The organism is Ferribacterium limneticum (assembly GCF_020510625.1).
Lineage (GTDB): Bacteria > Pseudomonadota > Gammaproteobacteria > Burkholderiales > Rhodocyclaceae > Azonexus > Azonexus limneticus_A.
Genome location: NZ_CP075191.1, coordinates 2,399,480 through 2,421,413 on the forward strand (window position 1 = coordinate 2,399,480; position 21,934 = coordinate 2,421,413).

23 protein-coding genes are annotated in these 21,934 nt (G+C 60.0%); 9 read left to right on the forward strand and 14 right to left on the reverse strand.

Going from position 1 to position 21,934, the window contains the following annotated elements; translation table 11 throughout:
- Positions 1-110: 110 nt before the first annotated feature.
- Positions 111-1,775 (forward strand): energy-dependent translational throttle protein EttA, encoded by a 1,665-nt coding sequence (gene ettA / locus KI617_RS11450; protein WP_226446345.1) that lies wholly within the window; start codon positions 111-113, stop codon positions 1,773-1,775.
- A 120-nt stretch (positions 1,776-1,895) separates the two neighbouring features.
- On the opposite strand, the gene KI617_RS11455 is transcribed toward ettA, so the two are convergent.
- A complete protein-coding gene (locus KI617_RS11455) occupies positions 1,896-2,174 on the reverse strand; it encodes a hypothetical protein (protein WP_011287549.1) in 279 nt (92 codons plus the stop codon).
- A gap of 112 nt (positions 2,175-2,286) precedes the next feature.
- Between KI617_RS11455 and KI617_RS11460 the strand changes: the two genes are divergently transcribed.
- Genes KI617_RS11460 through KI617_RS11470 form a run of 3 tightly spaced genes read left to right on the forward strand, consistent with a single transcriptional unit; the run spans position 2,287 to position 5,731 of the window.
- Positions 2,287-3,108, forward strand: a complete 822-nt coding sequence (locus tag KI617_RS11460; protein WP_226446347.1) for a class I SAM-dependent methyltransferase — start codon at positions 2,287-2,289, stop codon at positions 3,106-3,108.
- A 6-nt stretch (positions 3,109-3,114) separates the two neighbouring features.
- Entirely contained in the window at positions 3,115-5,004 is a 1,890-nt protein-coding gene (locus KI617_RS11465) for a peptidase U32 family protein (protein WP_226446348.1), read from the forward strand.
- A 7-nt stretch (positions 5,005-5,011) separates the two neighbouring features.
- Positions 5,012-5,731, forward strand: coding sequence for a zf-TFIIB domain-containing protein (locus tag KI617_RS11470; protein WP_226446349.1), 720 nt, complete (start codon positions 5,012-5,014; stop codon positions 5,729-5,731).
- Between the two features lie 18 nt (positions 5,732-5,749).
- Here KI617_RS11470 and KI617_RS11475 read toward each other — a convergent pair whose 3' ends face one another.
- The 4 genes from KI617_RS11475 to KI617_RS11490 form a co-directional block, all read right to left on the reverse strand.
- Positions 5,750-6,445, reverse strand: a complete 696-nt coding sequence (locus KI617_RS11475; protein ID WP_226446353.1) for a glycosyltransferase family 2 protein — start codon at positions 6,443-6,445, stop codon at positions 5,750-5,752.
- A 25-nt stretch (positions 6,446-6,470) separates the two neighbouring features.
- On the reverse strand, positions 6,471-6,650 hold the full coding sequence (locus tag KI617_RS11480) for a hypothetical protein (protein WP_226446354.1): 180 nt from the start codon (positions 6,648-6,650) through the stop codon (positions 6,471-6,473).
- A 134-nt stretch (positions 6,651-6,784) separates the two neighbouring features.
- Positions 6,785-7,255: an OmpA family protein gene (locus tag KI617_RS11485; RefSeq protein WP_226446355.1), complete on the reverse strand. Its 471-nt coding sequence runs from the start codon at positions 7,253-7,255 to the stop codon at positions 6,785-6,787.
- A gap of 50 nt (positions 7,256-7,305) precedes the next feature.
- Positions 7,306-7,860 (reverse strand): YaeQ family protein, encoded by a 555-nt coding sequence (locus KI617_RS11490; RefSeq protein ID WP_226446356.1) that lies wholly within the window; start codon positions 7,858-7,860, stop codon positions 7,306-7,308.
- 122 nt (positions 7,861-7,982) lie between these two features.
- Between KI617_RS11490 and KI617_RS11495 the strand changes: the two genes are divergently transcribed.
- Together KI617_RS11495 and KI617_RS11500 are read left to right on the forward strand one after the other, a co-directional pair.
- Positions 7,983-8,423 carry a rhodanese-like domain-containing protein gene (locus KI617_RS11495; protein WP_226446357.1) on the forward strand — a complete coding sequence of 147 codons (441 nt, stop codon included), beginning with the start codon at positions 7,983-7,985 and terminating at the stop codon, positions 8,421-8,423.
- A complete protein-coding gene (locus tag KI617_RS11500; protein WP_226446359.1) occupies positions 8,417-8,632 on the forward strand; it encodes a hypothetical protein in 216 nt (71 codons plus the stop codon). The genes KI617_RS11495 and KI617_RS11500 overlap by 7 nt, the downstream gene beginning before the upstream one ends.
- Before the next feature lie 108 nt (positions 8,633-8,740).
- On the opposite strand, the gene KI617_RS11505 is transcribed toward KI617_RS11500, so the two are convergent.
- The 9 genes from KI617_RS11505 to KI617_RS11545 all read right to left on the reverse strand — a co-directional run bounded on the left by KI617_RS11505 (position 8,741) and on the right by KI617_RS11545 (position 17,965).
- Positions 8,741-10,408: an AIPR family protein gene (locus tag KI617_RS11505; RefSeq protein WP_226446361.1), complete on the reverse strand. Its 1,668-nt coding sequence runs from the start codon at positions 10,406-10,408 to the stop codon at positions 8,741-8,743.
- Between the two features lie 250 nt (positions 10,409-10,658).
- A complete protein-coding gene (locus KI617_RS11510) occupies positions 10,659-11,501 on the reverse strand; it encodes an HDOD domain-containing protein (protein ID WP_226446362.1) in 843 nt (280 codons plus the stop codon).
- Positions 11,498-11,824, reverse strand: a complete 327-nt coding sequence (locus tag KI617_RS11515) for a hypothetical protein (RefSeq protein ID WP_226446366.1) — start codon at positions 11,822-11,824, stop codon at positions 11,498-11,500. Before KI617_RS11515 ends, KI617_RS11510 begins: the two co-directional genes overlap by 4 nt.
- Before the next feature lie 76 nt (positions 11,825-11,900).
- On the reverse strand, positions 11,901-12,800 hold the full coding sequence (ylqF, locus tag KI617_RS11520) for a ribosome biogenesis GTPase YlqF (RefSeq protein ID WP_226446369.1): 900 nt from the start codon (positions 12,798-12,800) through the stop codon (positions 11,901-11,903).
- Between the two features lie 17 nt (positions 12,801-12,817).
- Positions 12,818-13,066 (reverse strand): molybdopterin converting factor subunit 1, encoded by a 249-nt coding sequence (gene moaD, locus KI617_RS11525; RefSeq protein WP_226446370.1) that lies wholly within the window; start codon positions 13,064-13,066, stop codon positions 12,818-12,820.
- The gene (locus tag KI617_RS11530) at positions 13,063-14,271 is read right to left on the reverse strand and encodes a molybdopterin molybdotransferase MoeA (RefSeq protein WP_226446372.1); all 1,209 of its coding nucleotides are present in this window, start codon (positions 14,269-14,271) and stop codon (positions 13,063-13,065) included. Before KI617_RS11530 ends, moaD begins: the two co-directional genes overlap by 4 nt.
- The gene (gene mobB, locus KI617_RS11535) at positions 14,265-14,771 is read right to left on the reverse strand and encodes a molybdopterin-guanine dinucleotide biosynthesis protein B (RefSeq protein ID WP_226446373.1); all 507 of its coding nucleotides are present in this window, start codon (positions 14,769-14,771) and stop codon (positions 14,265-14,267) included. Before mobB ends, KI617_RS11530 begins: the two co-directional genes overlap by 7 nt.
- A gap of 17 nt (positions 14,772-14,788) precedes the next feature.
- Complete coding sequence (locus KI617_RS11540; protein ID WP_226446375.1) at positions 14,789-15,922, reverse strand: hypothetical protein; 1,134 nt, start codon at positions 15,920-15,922, stop codon at positions 14,789-14,791.
- A gap of 120 nt (positions 15,923-16,042) precedes the next feature.
- Entirely contained in the window at positions 16,043-17,965 is a 1,923-nt protein-coding gene (locus KI617_RS11545) for an ATP-dependent DNA helicase (RefSeq protein ID WP_226446376.1), read from the reverse strand.
- Between the two features lie 337 nt (positions 17,966-18,302).
- On the opposite strand from KI617_RS11545, the gene KI617_RS11550 reads away from it, so the two are divergent.
- Genes KI617_RS11550 through KI617_RS11560 form a run of 3 tightly spaced genes read left to right on the forward strand, consistent with a single transcriptional unit; the run spans position 18,303 to position 21,857 of the window.
- Positions 18,303-19,121, forward strand: a complete 819-nt coding sequence (locus tag KI617_RS11550; protein ID WP_226446378.1) for a fumarate reductase cytochrome b subunit — start codon at positions 18,303-18,305, stop codon at positions 19,119-19,121.
- 1 nt (position 19,122) lies between these two features.
- The gene (locus KI617_RS11555) at positions 19,123-21,102 is read left to right on the forward strand and encodes a fumarate reductase flavoprotein subunit (protein WP_226446379.1); all 1,980 of its coding nucleotides are present in this window, start codon (positions 19,123-19,125) and stop codon (positions 21,100-21,102) included.
- A complete protein-coding gene (locus tag KI617_RS11560) occupies positions 21,099-21,857 on the forward strand; it encodes a fumarate reductase iron-sulfur subunit (protein WP_226446380.1) in 759 nt (252 codons plus the stop codon). Before KI617_RS11555 ends, KI617_RS11560 begins: the two co-directional genes overlap by 4 nt.
- The last annotated feature ends 77 nt before the right edge of the window (positions 21,858-21,934 follow it).

Genomic DNA, 21,934 nt, shown 5'->3' on the forward strand with positions numbered 1-21,934 from the left:
ACCCAAACAAACAATGGCCAGCCCCCGGTATCCGGGAGGCTGGTCATTTGCATTGAAGCCCCGTAGACTTCGCGCATCGAAAAAACTCACTCATAAAGACAGGCAAGCGAATGGCTCAATATGTAATGTCGATGCTGCGCGTCAGCAAGATCGTCCCGCCCAAGCGTCAGATCATCAAGGATATTTCCCTCTCCTTCTTCCCCGGCGCCAAGATCGGCCTGCTCGGCCTGAACGGCTCGGGCAAGTCCACCGTCCTGAAGATCATGGCCGGCGTAGACAAGGAATACGACGGCGAAGTGCAACACCTGGCCGGCGTTTCCATCGGCTACCTGCCGCAGGAACCGCAACTCGACCCGGCCAAGACCGTGCGCGAGGAAGTTGAATCGGCGCTCGGCGAAGTGATGCAGGCCCAGGCCAAGCTGGATGAGGTCTATGCCGCCTACGCCGACCCGGAAGCCGATTTCGACAAGCTGGCTGAAGAACAGGCCCGCCTGGAGGCGATCATCGCTACCGCCGGCTCCGACACCGAAGCCCAGATGGAACTGGCCGCCGACGCGCTGCGCCTGCCGCCCTGGGATGCCGTGATCGGCGTGCTATCCGGCGGTGAAAAGCGCCGTGTCGCGCTGTGCAAGCTGCTGCTCGCCAAGCCCGACATGCTGCTGCTCGACGAACCGACCAACCACCTCGATGCCGAATCGGTCGAATGGCTCGAACAGTTCCTCGTCCGCTTCCCGGGCACCGTCGTCGCCGTCACCCACGACCGCTACTTCCTCGACAACGCAGCCGAGTGGATTCTCGAACTCGACCGTGGCCACGGCATTCCGTACAAGGGCAATTACTCTTCCTGGCTGGAGCAGAAGGAAGCCCGCCTGGAAACGGAAAACAAGCAGATCGACGCCCACATGAAGGCGATGAAGCAGGAACTGGAGTGGGTTCGTTCCAATCCGAAGGCGCGTCAGGCCAAGTCGAAATCCCGCCTGGCTCGTTTCGAGGAACTGTCCAGCCAGGAATACCAGAAGCGCAATGAAACGCAGGAAATCTTCATTCCGGTCGGCGAGCGACTGGGCGACAAGGTCATCGAGTTCAACGGCGTCACCAAGACCTTTGGCGACAAGTTGCTGATGGACAACGTCAGCTTCAACATTCCGGCTGGCGCCATCGTCGGCATCATCGGTCCGAACGGTGCCGGTAAATCGACGCTGTTCAAGATGATTACCGGCCAGCAACAACCGGACTCCGGCGAAGTCATCGTCGGCCCGACAGTCAAGATGGCTTACGTCGATCAGTCGCGCGACTGCCTGGATGGCACGAAGACCGTTTTCGAAGAGCTGGCTCAGGGCAGCGACATCCTGCAAATCGGCAAGTTCGAGATGCCGTCGCGCGCCTACATCGGCCGCTTCAACTTCAAGGGCGCCGACCAGGGCAAGCAGGTCGGCAACCTCTCCGGCGGCGAACGCGGTCGCCTGCACCTGGCCAAGACCCTAATGGCCGGCGGCAATGTGCTGCTGCTTGACGAACCGTCCAACGACCTCGACGTCGAAACCCTGCGTGCGCTGGAAGATGCGCTGCTCGAATTCGCTGGCTGCGCGATGGTTATCTCGCACGATCGCTGGTTCCTCGACCGAATCTGTACGCACATCCTGGCCGCCGAAGGCGATTCGCAGTGGAACTTCTTCACCGGCAACTATCAAGAATACGAGGAAGACAAGCGCCGTCGCCTGGGCGAAGAAGGCGCCAAGCCGAAGCGGATTCGCTACAAGCCGATTACCCGCTGATTCCGGGCTGGCACCGCAACGAATCATTGCGGAGCCCCAATGCAAAACGGGCGCCATTTCGGCGCCCGTTCTTCTTTCGTGCCCCGCCAATGCGAGGCTCAAAACCGGTGTATGTGGATTTTAGTGCTTCAGGCTGGCTGAGAAAACCGCCTTGCTCTTTTCGGAAAACTGGAATTCGTTGAACGCACGGTCGATCTCGGCTTCATTGCGGCCTTCGGAATGATCTTCAAAGCAGATTCCGATGGTCTTGCCGTTGGCGGCCAGGGTCTGGAAGGCGAAACGCCACCGTTGTGCTTCAGCCAAACGCTCGCGCAGTTCGACTTCGTTGGAAATTGTAATACCGGCTTTCTTCAGGGAATCCAGAAACTGCTCGAAGGATTCATTGCTCAGACTGCCCATTTCTCACTCTCCGTAGGTTTGCGGTGTTTGATCACCATGAGCCTAATAACGACCCGACTTTGATTCGGTTGACACAATTTCAATAGAACTTTGAATGCGATAATTGCGCCCCATGAAGACGCCAAAACCACCTGCCGCCATCCCGGAAATCCGCCCCGGCCAGTCCCTTGAATTACTCAAGGAACTACACATCCTGACCCGCGATGGAAAGCTCAATCAGGACACGCGGCGCAAGCTCAAGCAGGTCTATCACCTCTATCAATTCATCGAACCACTGCTGGATGGCGCCGAGACCTTGGTCGACCACGGGGCCGGCAAGTCCTACCTCGGTTTCATCCTCTACGATCTCTATTTCAAGGAACGTGCCAGCGGCGAGATCGTCGGCATCGAAACCCGCGCCGAACTGGTTGAAAAATCCTGCGAACTGGCCGCCCGGCTTGGCTTTCCGCGGATGCGCTTCATGGCCTGCACGGTCGAGGATTCGCTGTCGTCCAGCGAACTGCCGGAGACCGTCGATGTCGTCACCGCACTACACGCCTGCAACACAGCCACCGACGACGCCATCCGTTTCGCCCTGACCCGCAACGCCCGCCATATCGTCCTCGTCCCTTGCTGTCAGGCCGAAGTGGCCGCCAGCATGCGCGCCAAAAAGAATGAATCGCTGGGCAAGACACCGTTGTCAGAACTTTGGCGACACCCGATCCACACTCGCGAACTGGGCAGCCACCTGACCAACGTGCTGCGCTGCCTGCTGCTCGAGTCGCATGGCTACGACGTCACCGTCACCGAACTGGTCGGCTGGGAACATTCGATGAAAAACGAACTAATCATCGCCAGCAAGCGCGGCAACCCGCGCAAGAATGCCCGCGAACGGGCCGAAGCCATCCTGCGCGAGTTCAATATCGAAGAACTTGCCCCGCGTTTCACGTACTAAGGCGCCATGACTCGAATTCAACACCCTCTCGAACTCCTTGCGCCGGCCAAAAACGCCGATTTCGGCATTGAGGCCATCAAGCACGGGGCCGATGCCGTCTATATCGGTGGCCCGACTTTTGGCGCCCGTTACGGCGCCGGCAACAGCGTCGCCGAAATCCGACGCTTGTGCGATTTTGCCCACCGTTACCGGGCAAAAGTCTTCGTTGCGCTGAACACCATCCTGCACGACGACGAACTGGAAGGCGCCCGCCTACTGGCCTGGGAACTCTACGAAGCCGGCACCGATGCGCTGATCATCCAGGACATGGGGCTGCTCGAACTTGACCTGCCGCCGATCCAGTTGCATGCCAGTACGCAGACTGACAACCGGAATCCGGCCAAGGTGAAGTTCCTTGAAAAGGCCGGTTTTTCGCAAGTGGTCCTGGCCCGCGAAATGTCGATTCAGGAAGTCCAGGCTGTCGCCGACGAAACCACCCTCGCCCTCGAATACTTTGTGCATGGCGCGCTGTGCGTCGCCTTCAGCGGCCAGTGCTACATCAGCCAGGCCCACACCGGGCGCAGCGCCAATCGCGGCGAATGCTCGCAGGCCTGTCGCCTGCCCTACACGCTGGTCGACGACAAGGGCAAGACGATCACCGAGAACCAGCACCTGCTGTCGATGAAGGACAACAACCAGACCGACAATATGCTGGAACTGGCCCGCGCCGGAATCAGTTCGTTCAAGATTGAGGGGCGCCTGAAAGACCTGTCCTACGTCAAGAACATCACGGCGCATTACCGCACGCTGCTCGACGAGATCATCGCCAACAACCCGGAATTCACCCGCGCCTCCAGCGGTCGCAGCACCTACACCTTCACGCCGCAGCCGGACAAGACCTTTAACCGTGGCTACACGGATTACTTCGCCAATGACCGGCAGGACGACATCGGCGCCTTCGATTCGCCAGCCTTCGTCGGCGAACTGATTGGCGATGTAGCCGAGATCGGCGACGGCTGGTTCATGGTCAATACCGACCAGGACTTCCACAATGGCGATGGCGTCTGCTTTTACGACGCACACGGCGATCTGCTCGGTATGCGCATCAACCGGGCGGAAGGCAAGAAGCTCTTCCCGGCCGAAATGCCGGAGGCGCTGACCGAAGGCGCTACGCTGTTCCGTAACCGCGATCAGGAATTCGAACGGGCGCTGGAAAAGGACTCTGCCGACCGTTGCATTTCGGTGAAGCCGCTGTTCTCCGAGACAGCAGACGGCTTCCGCCTAACGCTGACGGACGAAGACGGAGTCACGGCTGCAGTCGATCTGCCGAGAAGCGACAAGATAGGTAACGAAATTGCCCAGAACGCCGATCAGGCATTGGCCAAGCTCAAGGAAAACCTGAGCAAATTCGGCAACACCATGTTCATCGCTGAGCCGGTCGAACTACAACTGTCGCAGCCGTGGTTCCTGCCCGTCAGTGCGATCAACGCCCTGCGCCGTGAAGCCACCGAAAAGCTCGAAGCCGCCCGTATCGCCAGTCACCCGCGCCCACTGCGCGCCACGCCGGCCGCCAACCCGGTGCCCTACCCGCAGGAAGAACTGACCTACCTCGGCAACGTCTTCAACGCCAAGGCCCGCCAGTTCTACGAGAAACACGGCGTCAAACTGATCGAAGAAGCCTACGAGGCTGGCAACGAAAAAGGTATGGTCTCGCTGATGATCACCCGCCACTGCCTGCGCTACAGCTTCAACCTGTGTCCGAAAGAGGTAAAACACCTGAAGCCGGACCCGATGACGCTGATCAACGGCAACGAAAAGCTGATCCTCAAGTTCGACTGCAAGGCCTGCGAAATGCACGTCATCGGCAAGATGAAAAAGGGCGTCAAGCTCAACCTGGGAACCATTCGTCCGGCATAATATCGGCATGAAGCCCTTGCCCTGCCCGTCCTGCCAGCAGACCATGACCAAGCACCGCCTGGAGCGGCTGCATCATGGCGAAGTCGTCCTCGACCTGTGCTTCCATTGCCAGGGCATCTGGTTCGACGAATTCGAAAGCGCCCAGATCACGCCAGGCGGCATCATCGAGTTCTTCAAGCTGCTGCATGAGCACCATGATGATCAGCGCACGCCGCTGCGTGACCCGCTGAAATGCCCGCGCTGCAACGAACGGCTGCTGCATGGCCTGGATGTCGCCAAACATGGTGGCCAGTTCAATTACCACCGCTGCCTGCAGAAACACGGTCGTTTCACCACCTTCGCCCAGTTCATGATCGAAAAGGGTTTCGTCCGGCAACTCAACCCGGCAGAAATCGACGAGTTGGCAGCCAAGGTCGGCATCATCCGCTGCATGGGCTGTGGTGCCCCGGTCGATATCCGCAAGGATCACGCCTGCGGCCACTGCCGCGCACCAATCACCATCCTCGATTCCGGTGCCGTCGAACAGGCGCTGAGCCGCTATCAGCATGCCGAAGTCCACCGCACGACCCGCGATGTCGAATTACTGGGGGACGCTATCGTGATGCGCGAACGTGAAAAGTCACGCCTGAAGCGCATGAAGCAGGAGCCGGAAAACGCCGGCATCATCGATACCATTGACCTGATTTCGGCCGGCGCGGAATTCGTCTGGAACATCATCAAACGCTGAGAATTGCCTCGCGTTTGATTAGCTGCTCGCGCAGCGCGAACCTTCACCCTGATTCTGGCCAACAACACCCTGCCATTTTCCGGGCAGTGCAATTGGCCGCCACCACGCATCCGCCGTGTTTTTCGGGCTCGTATTGCCTTCGTGAATAGTGCAGAGGGTCAAGCCGACATCGAGAAGATCATGGACTTCACTGGCATCGGCCGTCCAGACAAACAGGTTGTCCTCGCCAACCGTAATATCGGCAAAGCGGTTTTGCTGCCAGTAGCACCGCCGGTAGGCCAATGTCGCACCGCAAACCCATGGGCGATCTCGGTTCTCGTAGCCGTACTCCCAGCATCGGGCTGTCGATGCTTCGTAAAAATGCACCCGGCTCGACCCCGATACAAGGCATTCCGGGCCGGCAAAGGCAGCCAGCTGACGCGCAAGGCGATCAGGCGCCTGCCAGTCGTCATCATCCCAATGGACCAATATGTCCCCCCGCGCCGCCTCACAGGCCAGATTGCGCTTCTCCCCCAGGCTGAGCCCGGTGCGGCAATCGATGACGCGAATATCGGGATTGGCCGCCATCAGCCGGGCAGGCAGCGCCTCTTCGCTGACAATGACCAGTTCGGCATCCTGCCGCTGCTGGGCGCGAAACATGGCAATCGCCCGCGGCAACAGATACTGGCGTGAAAACGTCGGCATCAGGCAGGAAACAGCAATCCCGTTGCTCAAGTCGCCAGCCCCCCGCTGCCTCGGGCTATTTTTTCACCCTGTCGACCGGCTGGAAAACGGTCGAGTCCGGCGGTGAGCTGATCCGTAGATCGCGAGGCGGCTTCAATCTGATCGTGTTCAAATCCGGCGGAAGCTTGCCGCCACGCGCCGGCTCGACGGTATCGGTGCGCGCTGCATCATCCTTGGGCTGTTTCTGTTTTTTCACGCTGCCATCCTTTCACCGGAAATCGATTGTTCATTCGCCTATTTTGCCGCCAACATGAGGCCAATAATCATCCCGGCCCCAAAAAGCAAAAAGGCAAGCCGCAGCCTGCCTTTTCATCGCCCAAAACGCGCCCTTTACTGGACGCGAATCTCGACGCGACGTCCCTCTTCCGGACTCCCGGCACCAACGGTCGATTCCGGCTTGCGGAACTTGACACGCTCAGCCGCAACACCACCGGCCACCAGCGCATCGCGAACCGCCATGGCGCGTTGCTTGGCCAGTTCGGCGTTTCTGGCCGGATCGCCCGAAGGATCATGGAAGCCGGACAGCAGCACGATGGCCTTTGGATTCGCACCCAGCGCTTCCAGCGTCTTGGCGACCACGCCCTTGTCGGCATCGTCGAGCGCCGCGGCGCCAACGGCGAAGTAGACCTTGGCCAGCGCCTCGCCCACCGGCGCGATTTCAGCCTGCTCGGCAACCTGCGCCGCAGGCTTGTAGCCCTTGCCGGCACTGGCGCCATAAACCACAGCAACCACCGCCAGAACGATACCGGCCAATACCCCAACGATTACCGCTGTGGACTCGTCATCATCATTTGCCGCCATAGTCACCTCGCAAAAAGAAGTCAGTCGGAAGGAAAAATTATTCCAACATTCTATGCCGATTCGGGTGCCTGCAAAACTTTCGGTGTCAGCTCGAGGTGGCCCTGCTCGCCGCCCAGCCAGATCGTTCCGTCCTGAATCGTGCACTGCAGCCGCATGCCGCGCTCAGCCAGGCCGGCCAGGGCTTTGCTGTCCTCGACACTGAGCGCCAGCACGCGCAGGTTCTTCTGGCCGGACACCTTGCCCTGCGTTTGTTGCCACCAGATTTCGGCCGTCCGGCCGCCGTAACTCAGCACCATGACGTGACGTGCCCGATTGCAGGCGCGGCGGATCAGCTTTTCATCGGGCAGGCCGACATCGATCCAGCGTTCGACGCTGCCGGTGGCGTCCAGATCCTGCAAATCCCCTTCATCGTCGGTGGCAGACAGGCCACGCCCGAAGGTCAGCGTTTCCGAAGCATTCAGCGCAAAGGCCAGCAGACGGACCATCATCCGTTCATCGGTTTCCGACGGGTGCCGGGCAATGGTCAGCGAGTAGTCGCCGAAGTGCGAACGGTCGAGATCGGCGAGCTGCAATTCGGCCTTGAAAATAGTGGATTTGAGCGCCATGGCTGCCCCGGAAAAAACGTGGATTATCCCATGCGGACGGGAACCTCGCGGCTGGCGATGCAGTCAATTGGCCAGTCGGACTTAAAGTCTATAATCAGCGTTTTCTGATAAACGAGATTGCCATGCGCCACCTTTTTCTTGCCTGCCTGATTGCCGCAACCGGCTTCGCCCACGCCGAAGTGATCGACATCGACAATGCCCAACTCGAAAAACTGACCAAAAGCGGCGTTCCGGTCATCGACATCCGCCTGCAATCCGAATGGGAAGAAACCGGCATCGTCGCCGGCAGCAAGCTGCTGACCTTCTTTGACGCACAAGGGAAATACGACGCCGCCGGCTGGCTCGAAAAGGTCAAGCCACTCGCCAAGCCAAACGAGCCGGTCATCGTCATCTGCCGCACCGGCAACCGCACCAAGCCGGTCAGCCAGTTCCTGTCGCAACAGGCCGGCTACGCCACCGTTTACAACGTCAAGCACGGCATCAAGGGCTGGATCGGCGCCGGCGGCCCGGTTGCCCCGGCCGCCCAAACCATCGCCTCCTGCAAGGCCGCCAAGACTTGCTGAGCCAGGCCGTCGACCGCAAACGCTGCGCCAGTTGCGAGCGCTGGAGCGGTTGGCGCCAACCCGGAACCGAGCCGGGCACCGTAATCATCGAATCCGAAACATCTGAAGGCCTGTGCATAGGCGGCGGCTGGGACAACTCCGAACGCCGCGCCCGCTCGGCCTGCGGGCATTGGCGGATCTGGCCGGTGCTGGACCAGACGGCGCCTTAGCTGAACGCTCTTCTTGTTACGTTCAACCGAAAGTTACGGCCAAAATTGAAATGGCGTTGAGGCGGAGGCAAAGACAAATCAAGCTAACCACCATTGTCAATTTGAGAGCTATTTTGAAAACAAAATAGCCCGAATCTGGTTGGCAAGTTCTGTGCACTTTTGGCTGTTCTTGAAAAACACTGCCAAATACGCTTCGGGATAGTTTCCCTTTACAAATCCATCTGTGACTTCCATAGCCTTGCTAAGAAAGGTATCCAAGGAAGTCTCATCATTTATATCAACAACATTTGCTGCATTGAATACAGCCCATGACAATACGCGATTGCCATGAGTAAAGATTTGCTTCTTCTTGGAATCTGCAGTTGAAGCCTGAACTCGCGATAAGGCTGACTCTATCTTTCTAAGCTTTTTTACTTCGCTCCAAAGAGAGTTCCCAGAAATCCCAGTATGAAACAGTGATTGATAAGTGGAAGATTTCCGATCAAGCAACGACCCAATATTTCGCTTGGCAAGTACTGCATTGGCAACATCGCGGGAAGAACAGGCCAAAGCAAGTATCCCTTCCGTAACATCAAATCCTATTTTCTTATCAACTACGCTTTCACCGGATCTAAAAACATATTGTATTTGTTGCGAAGCCAACTCTAGTTTTACGCGAGTCTGATTTTGATCGAGTGATAAGAAGTCCTTTTCTTCTACCCTGTTCTGTTTATTTGTTGCGAGAGTGACAATATCAGTAAAACCAAGAGGTGTTCCCTCCAAAGAAATTACTTTAAGCGCAGCGAATGCTTTTGCGACTTTTGTCGGTGATTTTTCATAGGCTTTTAAAATTGCACCTATGGTTTGAGCGCCGTTTACGATTTGAATACCATCAAAAACAAATGTCCCCGCTTGTCGAGTGTCACCCCCGCCAAAAGCAGTTTTTGAATATTTTGTACAGATACCGGTAATTCCGTTATTCAAATACCAGAAATCGTCAGGTCGATTCAAAAGCGTAGACACTATCTGGTTGTTTACTTCACTATCGCCCAAGAAAGACCGAATGTTTGGTTCAAATAAAGTCTCACCGACGTCTCGATACAACTTCGCAAGCTCCTCGCAGCAAACCCTCCCATAAACTGCTTGGTGAGGTTCGGTGGTCTGCCCCCAATCTAAGAGCATTGCGGTAAATGGGGACTGGCTAGCTAGAGTGGCGGCCCGAAAAAGTCGGTGAAGGGCGCGCAAATCCAATACTTTTACGTCCAAAAAGTCACCCACAGTATTCTGCTCAGACTCAAACTGCTTCAATACCTCATCACATTCATCTCCTAATCGATTGTCACCTGTAAATGACACAGCAACAGTTACAGAAACATCTGGTTTTAGAAGCACCTGCTCAATAAGAGATTTGTGCGTTTGAAACTTAGGTGAAAACGTATCCCAATTAGCAGACAACACCAGCTTTATTCCATGCAAAAACTTGAGGACGTCACCTTTTGCAATAGTCTTTGTTCCGCTGTTGTGCCATTTTGATTGCACAAAAACTAAGGTATTTTTGATCTCGTCATAAAAACAACCATCGATACCTTGATCGCGTCCGCCATCTAATACAAACGGTGCTACTTTATCGACTGAAACTCCCGTTAGTCCTATTATCGAAAATGCAGTAAGTGCCCGGCTAAGTGAAGCTTGTTGAATATTTGTATCCGGCATACCTGCGAGATCTGTAACATCAATCAAAGGCACTATTGCATTCGAGAGATATTGCTCTAACTGTCTAACATGGACTTCTGACACGCCCTTTCCTTTCTAATTTTGCTGGTATCGCAGTTTCGCTATCGTCTAAGTACTGCGAGGGCTATCGATCAATGAAAAACACCAGTCTATGTCTTTGCCCTACCGGTCGCAATGAAATCGCCATACACAATAGGCATACGCGTTGTGCGCAACACGGCAATATGGCGACGTGCTCCGTCACTCGCATCAAAGGAAACAACAGGTGATGGCGCCCTATTGTTGGGTATCGCAGGCAATGCGCCGAGTTTGGTTAGCGAAAAACCCGGCAGGCGTATTCAGTCCGGGCCTCGATACGGCCAAACAGCGGGCCGAGATCCTGGCTCAAGTCGATGCCCAGTTTTTCGCTGGCGGCGGCTGACAGGTTGGCGACCATGTTTCCGTCGCGGCCAGTCAGATCCAGCGCATTGGAGAGCACTTCTGCCACATGGGTGATGGCGACCAGGCTTTCGCCCAGGCCTTGGTCGGGATCGTGGTGGAAGTAGATCGCATCAATGACCGATTGCGGTAAACCCCAGTTGGTCGCCAGCAAACGCCCGATGTGGCAGTGGTCTACGCCAAAGTAGCGTTGCTCGATTTCGTTGATGCCCTGGCTGCCGCTACTGGCGGCGGAACGCACCATCTGGAATTCGAGGGGGTGGAAATGCGCCATCCAGAGTTGCCCGATGTCGTGCAGCAAGCCGGCAACCAGCGCGTAGTCCGAAGCCTGGTGGGTAAAGCGGCCGACTTCCAGCGCGCAGATACCGACGGCGACGCTGTGCTCCCAGAAATACGAGGCCATGCGGCAGCCATGCGCGAATTCGGCCAGACTGACGGCCAGCGTGATTTCCCGGATTTTTTGCAGGCCGATCAGCGAAACGGCCTTGCGAACGTCGTGCACATCGGAGCCTGAGTGCCCGGCCATCGCCGCCGAATTGGCGATCGACAGCACACGGGCGGTGATTACCGGATCGCGCTCGACATGATGAACCAGCGCCCCGAGGGTTGCGCCATCATCGTCCAGCGTGGCAAGTATCTCGGTCACCACCCGCGGAAAGGCGGGCATGCTTTTCGAGCGTTCGATGATTCCCTGGTCGGTGAGCTGTAGCGCCATCATGTTCTCCGATAGGCGCGCACCGCCTCGTAAAGATTGGCCATCGCCGGCAGGCTCAGATCGGCGGCGCGAAATATCCGTTGCAGCCGGGCCTCGGCTTGCGCCCAGGCATCGGCCCGCTCGTCATCGCTGCGGGTATCTTCTTCCCGCACGCAAACAAACTCGGCGTGACGGACTTTCATTTGCTGGAGATTGGTTTCCGTCAGCAGATGCCCTTCCGGCAGGCTGAAACTGATGACCCCCTTCTCGGTGAGGATCAGCGGGGCGCCGAGGACCATGCCCTCGGTGACATCCGGCAACGGCAAGTATCGCAGGTGGTAGTTCATGGCAAATAGCCCCCTATGGATTGAAGGCAATTTTAACCAATGAACTGACAAAATCACTACATATATATCAAAAACATCAAATATCTTCGGGTGCCTGCTTGGCCGCGGCCGCCAAGCGCGCCTGACGCGCCGCCCGAAGTTCAGGCGTTTCCAGGCTGATGCGGCCGAGGGCGCCGGAGCGGTAGTCGAGGATCAGGATGGCGGCGGCTCTTTCCATATCGATTTCGCCGCCCCGCCCCTTGATCACGCAGCCGCGCTTTTTGCCGATGGCTTCGATGACGCCGACGGCATCCATGCCTTCCGTGGCAAAGCCATAGCGAGCCTTGAGCAGCGCCGGGTAGGTTTCGAGCAGGAATTCAGCCAGCCAGGTGCCGACTTCTTCGTCGATGTAGGCATTGACGCCCACCGCGTGGCTGGCGGCGAGCATCAGGCCGTCGATGGGGTGGTCGATCTTCGGCCAGAGCATGCCCGGGGTGTCGTAGAGGGTCAGGCGGTTGCTGATGTCGATGCGCTGCTGGCTCTTGGTGACGGCCGGCTGGTCGCCGACAGCGGCCACCTTTTTCTTGACCAGCGCGTTCATCAGCGTCGATTTGCCGACGTTGGGGATGCCCATGATCATCAGGCGCAGCGGCTTGACGGCGTCGTTGCGGTGCGGCGCCAGCTTTTGGGCCAGACCGGGGATACGCGCCACGTCGCTGGCTTTCTTGCAGGAAATGGCGACGGCCTTGACGTTCGGCTGGGCATCAAAAAAAGCCAGCCAGGCCTTCGTTGCTTCGGGGTCGGCCAGATCGGCCTTGTTGAGCAGCTTGAGACACGGGCGCTGACGGAAGACGCGCAGTTCGTGGATCATCGGATTGCTGCTCGCCTGCGGCAGGCGGGCGTCGAGCACTTCGACGACGACATCGGCCACGGCCAGCGTTTCGCCGGCCTTCTTGCGGGCCTGGGTCATGTGCCCCGGGAACCATTGGATGGACATTTTTTATCTTTCTATTTTCAGCCGCCGGTTACGGGCGGGAAGAAGGCTATTTCGTCGCCGTCTTTTATTGTGGCATCAAGCTTGGCCATGTCCTGATTGACGGCGCAGCGCAGGTTTTTGGCGGTGGCCAGCTTGTCGCGCCCCTGCCCGACCAGCCAGTCGCGCAAGCCGCCGACAGTGGCGACGCCGGCCGGCAGATCGATGGTTTCGCCGGGCAGGCCGAGGGCCTCCTTGAGGCCGGCGAAGTAGAGAATCCTGACGCTCACGACAGCAGCTCCGCGAAGGATACAAAACGCACGGTGTCGCCGACGGCGATGGTGTTACCCGGAGGGTTGAGGACCAGCCCGTCGCTCCAGCACAGCGAGGTGACGACGGCCGAGCCCTGATTCTTGTACAACTCGACGGCGCCATCGTCGTTGAGCCAGCCGCGCAGGAATTCGAGGCGGGCGCCATCGGCCCTGCCCCACACCGAGGCAGACGGCAGATTCAGGACACGCGGCGAAACGCTGGCCGCCCCCTGCAAACGCAGGATGAACGGGCGAACCATGGTCAGGAAGGTGACGAAGGCGGCGACCGGGTTGCCCGGCAGGCCGAGGAACCAGGCCTTGCCATCCTGTTTGCGGATTTCGCCGAAGGCGAGCGGCTTGCCGGGCTTGATGGCGATCTTCCACATGTCGAGCCGGCCTTCGGCTTCGACGGCCGGCTTGACGTGGTCTTCCTCGCCGACCGAAACGCCGCCGCTGGTCAGCACCAGATCGTTGTCGGCAGCCGCACGGCGCAGGGCATCGCGGGTGGCTTCGAGCGTATCGGCGATGGCGCCGAGGTCACGGACTTCGCAGCCCATGCCTTCGAGCAGGGCGCGCAGGGCGTAGCGGTTGGAGTTGTAGATGGCGCCCGGCGGCAGTGGCTCGCCCGGCTGGACGAGTTCGTCGCCGGTGAAGAAGACGCCGACGCGGACGCGGCGATAGACCGGCAGTTCGGGCAGGCCGGCCGCGGCGGCCAGGGCGATTTCCTGCGGGCGCAGCTTGGTGCCAGCCTTGAGGATTTCGGCGCCGACCGAGATGTCTTCGCCGGCCCGGCGGATGTTTTCGCCATCGCGCGGGACGTGGTTGATGACCACGCCGTTTTCACCATGCTCGCAGCGTTCCTGCATGATCACGGCGTCGGCACCGGCCGGGACCGGGGCGCCGGTGAAGATGCGGGCGGCGGTTCCCGGCTGCAATGTGGTGCCGACCGTGCCGGCCGGAATGCGCTGGCTGACTGGCAGACAGACGCCGGCGGCGGTGATGTCGGCGACGCGCACGGCGTAGCCGTCCATGGCCGAGTTGTCGAGCGGCGGCACGGCGACGGTGGATTGCTGGGAAGCGGCGAGAATGCGGCCAGCGGCGGCGGTAATCGGCAGCGAGCGGATTTCCTCGACCGGCTGGGCGGCGGCCAGCAGCTTTTCCAGGGCTTGTTCAAAACTCAGCATGGGCGGGCCTGCAAATTAAGGTGGTTCATGACGAAATCGGCCATCGCGGCGTAGTCGTTGAGCGGCAGCGTCGGCAGGCCGGTTTCGATGGCGGCATCGGTGGCCACGGCGACGATGTCGGTGCGCTCGGGGAACAGTGGCGGCTTGTCGTTTTCAGGGCGGTAGACTTCGAGCTTGGGCACCGGTTCCTGCTTGAAACCTTCGATCAGCACGAGGTCACAGGGCGAGAGGTGGCCGATCAGTTCGTCGAGTGTCGGCTCAACCTCGTCGCGCCGCTCGTGCATCAACGCCCAGCGGTCACCGCAGGAGAGCAACACCTCGGTGGCACCGGCTTCGCGGTGACGGTAGGAGTCCTTGCCCGGGCGGTCGATGTCGAAGCCATGGTGGGCGTGCTTGATCACCGACACCTTGAGGCCACGCGCCGTCAGTTGGGGGATGAGCTTTTCCAGCAAGGTCGTCTTGCCGGAACCGGAATAACCGGCGATACCGAAAACTTTCATGGGCAGATTTTACTCGCTCAGGCCACGAAAACCGGGGCAAAACCGCCGCCCGGCGTCCGGAAATTGGTGGTTTGGCCCTGGTACAGGCGGGCAGCGACGAGCTGGATGCGGCCGGCGTAGACGTAGCAGCGGATGTCGGCCTTCATGGTCGTTTCGACACCATCGACCGGCACGACATGCTCGGACGGATGCGCGATTTCCTGGGCGATGTAGCCGCCGTGCAGGATTTCTTCGAAGACGCGCTTGGTCAGCTTGTCGCCGCGGTAGGCGGCACGGCTGCCAAAGCCGGCCGGCGGCTTGAAGAACCAGCGCTTGCGTTCAGCCCAGAATTTCTCAGCCTGCTCCGGCGAGACCATCACGGTTTTCGGGATACCGGCGAGCAGCGTCTGGCGGGTGGATTCATCGACGCCGAGCGCCTGCAGCGCAGTGTCGTCGGAGAGCTGCATGAGGTTGCGCTTGTCGGCGTACAGGGCATGGGCACGTGGATGCGGCGTGATAACGACACCACCCGATTCGAAAATTGCGCGAATTTTCCGGTTCACCGTGGCATCGAGGGGAAAGTCGGTCAGGCGGTTGTAGATCAGGTCGATGGGCTGGCCGGCGTGCAGAAGCTGCTGGCCATCGCTCTCGAATTCGCCCGGATCGGCCACCACGGCGGCGATGCCGTGCTGCTCGAACAATTCCTTGAAGAGCGCGAATTCGGGGGCGAGAAACTGTTCGGCCGGGTTTTCGTCGACGATGGCGATGCGGCGCAGCGGTGCATCGCCCCGTTCCAGACGCCATTCCTCGCGGAACATGGCGACGTATTCGTCGCGAATCCGCGCGGCCTCTTCAGCGTGGCCATGCGAGGCGAGCAGGTAGGCGTTGAGCAGGCCTCCACCGGCATTGGTGTTGATCTCGATGAGCTTGGGGCCGGTTTCGGTCAGGTGAAAATCGTAGCCCATGAAGACGCCGTTCGACTTGACCGGCAGGCGGGCGATTTCCGGCGCCTGGGCCAAGGCGTGCGCCTGATAGGCCGGCATGGCGACGACCGACTCGATAGCGGTAATGATGTCGGCCATGGCCTGCATCGGCCCGGCGGATATGGTGATGTCGGCGCTGGAGAAGAATTGCGGCTGCTGCGCGCGCATTTGCTCGAAGATGGTTTTCATGGATTTACCGCGACCACCCTGAAATGTCATTCCCGCGTAAGCGGGAATCCAGTGCACACCTGAATATCTGGACTCCCGCCTGCGCGGGAGTGACGGCGTTATTTGAGAGTTGGGTCATGGTCAACGATGGGCAAAGAAGTCGAGGACGACCTGCAGTTCGCGGGTTCGTTTCATTGGCGGCAGACTTTGCCAGACGCGGCGGCCGTAGGGCTTTGATATGAGTCGTGGATCGCACATCATCAGCACGCCCTTGTCGTTCTCGTCGCGAATCAGCCGGCCGGCGCCCTGCTTGACGTTGATGACGGCGCGCGGCAGCTGGTATTCCATGAAGGCGTTGCGGCCTTCCTTTTTCATCTGCTCGATGCGTGCCGAGAGCACCGGGTCGTCGGGCGGCGCGAAGGGGATCTTGTCGATGACGACCAGCGACAGCGCCTCGCCGCGCACGTCGACACCTTCCCAGAAGCTCTGGCTGCCGACCAGGATGGAATTGCCGTGGTGGCGGAAGCGTTGCAGCAGGTCGTTCTTGCTGCCCTCGCCCTGAACCAGCAGCGGCATGTCGATGTTTTCGTCTTCGAGCTTGGTCTTGAGCAGTTCATGCGTGCGGCGCATGGCACGCAGGCTGGTGCACAGGAAAAATGCCCCGCCGTTGGCAGCCTTGACGGCCGGCCAGGCGGCGTCGACGACGGCGTCGGTGTAGTTCCAGGCGTTCGGGTCGGGCATGCCGAGCGGCGCGTAGAGGATGGCCTGCTTGTCGTAGTCAAACGGGCTGTGCCAGCAGGCCGAATCCGGCTCGCCGAGGCCGAGTTCGGCGCAGTAGTGGTGGAACTTGCCCTGCACGGCCAAGGTGGCCGAGGTGAAGATCCACGCCCGCGGATGGCCGCCCATCTGCTTGCGGAAAATTTCGGCGACGTTGAGCGGCGTTGCGTTGAGCTGCAGCGAATGGGTGAAGGCTTCGGCCCAGCGGACGTAGCCGGGCGTTGGGTTCTGCCACTGGCCGAGGTGCTGGACGAGTTCGGTGGCGCGCTGCCAGCATTTCTCGAGGCCCTCGGCGCGTTCGGCCTGGGTTTCGAGCAAGGCGGCGAAGGCGATGACCTCGGCTTCGAGCGCCTTCAGCGAGCTTTCAAAATCGGGCTTTTCTTCCAGTTGACCGTAGGAGAAGCGGCCGCTGTCGACGCCGACGGCCAGACGCAAATCCTTGGCGGCCTTTTCGACTTTTTTGCTGGTTTCCGGCAGCGCCAGGCAGTCGCGGGCGTTGGTCAGCGCTTCGGCGCGCACATCGCGGGCCAGATCGAGCACCTGCGCCGTCGAAATGCTGTCGCCGAAGAACAGCGTCGCGACTTCCGGCAACTGATGGGCTTCGTCAAAGATGACCGTGTTGCAGGCGGGGAGCAGTTCGGCCATGCCTTCGTCGCGCAGCATCACGTCGGCGAAAAACAGGTGGTGATTGACGACAACCAGATCGGCCGCCATCGCCTCGCGCCGCGCCAGCATGACAAAGCATTCCTTGTAGTCCGGGCACTCCTGGCCGAGGCAGTTGTCGCGCGTCGAAGTGGCGTGGCTCCACACCGGTGAATTCTCGGAAACCTCGATGCATTCGGCCTTGTCACCGCTCTGCGTGGTCTTGGCGAAGACCGAGATGCGACGGGCGTCGGCAGCATCCTCGCGGGTCAGGAAACGACCGTCGGCGATGGCGTGCTGCAGGTGGTAGGGACAGACGTAGTTGGCCCGGCCTTTGAGCAGCGCGATCTTGACCGGCGCCTTGAGGGCGTCGCGGACCATCGGCAAATCTTTGTTGAACAGCTGGTCCTGCAGGGTTTTGGTGCCGGTCGACACGATCACCTTGCCGTTCGACTGCAGCGCCGGGACGAGGTAGGCGAAAGTCTTGCCCGTGCCGGTGCCGGCCTCGGCGATGAAGACCGAACAGCCCTTGATGGCGGCGGCAATGCGCTCGGCCATGTCGAGCTGCTGTTCGCGGATGCGATAACCGCTGATGGCCCGGGCGAGCGGGCCTTCGGGAGAGAATATTTCCGGGAGGGAGGACAAGGAGGAAGGCCTTAAAAATCAGGGCCGAATTTTACCAGATGGCGACAACAGGCCATTTCATACTGCATCGCAAAATCAGGAACCGTTCCGCAAAAAACAAGCTGCCGCTACAAACAATGTTGCGTTTGGGGCAATCAAACCGCTATTTTGTTGCTGCGCAGCATTATTCCCATTGACATCAATTTTGTTGTGCTAAATTGAGTTCATAACAACAAGTGCTGGAGACAAGCAGCATGTCAGTGGCTGGCATGTGGCGTGCGCTCCCTGCCGTGACAGCGCCCGTTCAGCCACTGGCCCTCGCCTTCGCAGTTCAAAGGTTCTTGCAAGGAAAATGGCCATGAGCAGCCTGATCAAAACCAACGCCAGCGGCCAGTTGAGCGTTGAAGCACTTCCCCAATCCCGGACGCATGGCACGGCACGCAGCACGCCGCGCAAAAGCCCTTGGCCGGCCCGCCTTGACCTGTTGCAGAGCGCCACCGGATTCGCCCTCGCCGTGTTCCTGATGGCGCACATGTTCTTCGTGTCTACCATCCTGATCAGCCAACAGGCTTTTTACACGGTGGCCCGCTTCTTCGAAGGCGCTTATTTCCTCGGCAAACCTTATCCGATCCTCGTCTCCGGTGTGGTCGCGGTCATCTTTGCCCTCTTTGTCGGCCACGCCGGTCTGGCGATGCGCAAGTTTCCCGCCGGCTATCGCCAGTTCAGCGCCTTCCGCAAGCACAAGAACCGCCTGCAGCATGGTGACACTTCGCTGTGGTGGCTTCAGATGCTGACCGGGTTTGCGCTGTTCTTCATGGCGACCATCCATCTATATGACATGCTGACCCAGCCTGCGCTGATCGGCCCTTACGAATCTGCCGACCGGGTATGGACCGGCAACATGTGGCCGCTCTATCTCGGACTATTGTTTGCCGCCGAACTGCATGGCGGAATCGGGCTGTACCGGCTGGCGATCAAGTGGGGCTGGCTGGAAGGCAGCGATCCGCAGCGCAGCCGCCGTCGCCTGACCATCGTTCGCCATTCGATCAGCGCCTTCTTCATCACCCTCGGCCTGCTCACGCTATTGGCCTACGTCAATCTCGGGCGCGCCCATGCCGAGCATGCCGGCGAACGCTACATCCCGCCCCAAAGCATTTCTGCCACCGACAGGCACTGACATGGAAACCATCCATACCGACGTCCTCGTCATCGGCGGCGGGCTGGCCGGGCTGCGCGCCGCGCTGGCGGCCCGCAAGCGCGGCAATTCGGTGCTGATTCTCAGCCTGGTGCCGCCCAAGCGTTCGCACTCGGCTGCGGCCCAGGGCGGCATGCAGGCCAGCCTCGGCAATACAACCAAGGGTGCCGGCGACAACGAGGATGTGCATTTCGAAGACACGGTACGTGGCAGCGACTGGGGCAACGACCAGGATGTGGCCCGCATGTTCGTCCATACCGCCCCCAAAGCCGTACGCGAACTGGCCGGCTGGGGAGTGCCGTGGAATCGCGTTCAGGCCGGCGACCGCGAGGCGATCATCGATAACCAGCGGGTCACGCTGAACGAGCCGGAAGAGGCTCACGGCCTGATCACCGCCCGCGATTTTGGCGGCACCAAGAAGTGGCGTACCTGCTACGTTTCCGATGGCACCGGCCACGCCATGCTCTACGCCGTCAGCGACCAGACCATTGCCGAGGGCATTCCGGTCCATGAGCGCATGGAGGCCGTTTCGCTGATCCATGATGGCCAGCGCTGCTACGGCGCCATCGTCCGCAACCTGATCGACGGCAAGCTGCTGGCCTACGTTGCCCGCGCCACCTGCATCGCCACCGGCGGATTCGGTCGCATCTACCAGTCGACGACCAATGCCGTGATCAACGAAGGCATTGGTGCTGCCATTGCGCTGGAAACCGGCGTCGTACCGCTCGGCAATATGGAGGCGGTGCAGTTTCATCCGACGGCCATCTTCCCGGCCGGCATTCTGGTCACCGAAGGCTGCCGCGGCGATGGCGGCCTGCTGCGCGATATCGATGGCCACCGCTTCATGCCCGACTACGAACCGGAAAAGAAGGAGCTGGCTTCGCGCGACGTCGTTTCGCGGCGGATGGAAGCGCACATTCGTTCCGGCAAGGGAGCGAAGAACCGTTTCGGCGAACACCTTTGGCTGGACATTACCCAGCTCGGCGCCCGGCACATCGACCGCAAGCTGCGCGAAGTGAAGGAAATCTGCCATTACTTCCTGGGCATCGACCCGGCCAAACAATGGATTCCCGTTCGCCCGGCCCAGCACTACTCGATGGGCGGCATCCGCACCAATGCGCACGGCGCCGCCTACGGCCTGAGCGGACTGTTTGCCTGCGGCGAGGCTGCCTGCTGGGATCTGCATGGCTTCAACCGGCTGGGTGGCAACTCAGTGGCCGAAACCGTGGTTTCAGGGATGATCGTCGGCGAAGCCATTGCCGATTTCTGCGCTTCGCCCGCTGGTGACATCTCCCTTTCGACCGCCCTGCTGCGCGAATGCGCCGACAAGGCACAAGCCGAATTCTCGGCCATTACCGACAACCACGGCCCGGAAAACCCGGCGGCCCTACTCGGCGCCATGCAGGCAATCATGACCGACAAGGTCGGCATTGTCCGTCATGGCGACCAACTGGCCGAAGCCGTCAAGGAACTGACGGAGCTTGCGGCGCGCAGCCGGCAGATCGGCCTGCGCACTCACCGGCCCGGCGCCAACCCGGAATTGACGCTGGCCTGGCGTCTGCAGAAAATGCTCAAGCTGGCCATCTGCGTCGCCCACGGGGCCCGCCAACGCACTGAAAGCCGCGGCGCCCACTTCCGTGAGGATTACCCGCAGCGCAACGATGCCGAATGGCTGAAGCGCACGCTGGCCTACTGGAGCAATCCCAAGCAGGTAGTTCCCTCTTTGCACTACGAAGCGCTCGATGTCCGCCGCATGGAACTGCCACCCGGCTGGCGCGGCTACGGAGCCCGCGATGCCATCGAACATCCGGAAACGGCCCGCCGCATGGACCAGATCGAAACAATCAAGGCACAGTTGGCCAATGCTGATCGCCACAGCGTGCAGCACGCCCTGATGCCTTTCCGCCACCTGCTCCCCGCCCACCTGCGCGGCGACAATGCCCGCCCGGGAGAACCCGTATGATCCCCCTGCTCCGCCGCCGGAAGCCAGATGGCCAGCCACGCCGCCTGACCCTTGAAATCCTCCGCCACAACCCGGCCGATCCGGCCAGTGTGCCGCACCTGCAAGCCTACGAAATCGAGGAAGCCGAGGGCATGACGCTGTTCATCGCCCTCAACGAAATCCGCGCCTTGCAGGACCCGTCGCTGATGTTCGATTTCGTCTGCCGGGCCGGCATCTGCGGCAGTTGCGCCATGCTGGTCAACGGCCGCCCCGGCCTGGCCTGCCGGACCTTGACCCGCGATCTCGGCGAACGCATCACGCTGGCGCCGCTGCCCGTGTTCGAGCTGATCGGCGACCTATCGGTCAATACCGGCAAGTGGATGCGCGGCACCAGCGAGCGCCTTCAAACCTGGATCCACAACAACACGCCGACCGACCTCGACGCCCTCGAAGCGCGCATGGAACCGGCCACCGCCGAAGCGATCTACGAACTCGACCGCTGCATCGAGTGCGGCTGCTGCATCGCCGGCTGCGGCACTGTTCAAATGCGGGAAAAGTTCGTCGGCGCCGTCGGCCTCAACAAGATCGCCCGCTTCCGGCTCGATCCGCGCGATACGCGCAGCGACGAGGATTTCTACGAGCTGATCGGCGACGACGATGGCGTCTTCGGCTGCATGTCGCTGGTCGGCTGCCACGATGTCTGCCCCAAGCAGTTGCCGCTGCAAACGCAGATCGCCTTTCTGCGGCGAAAGATGGCACTGGAAGGCATGCGATAAATGGAAACTGCAGCCTTGATCAAAGTTGTGTCAAAGAAATATGAATCGGGAGCCGAAGCTCCCGATTCATTGCCGAC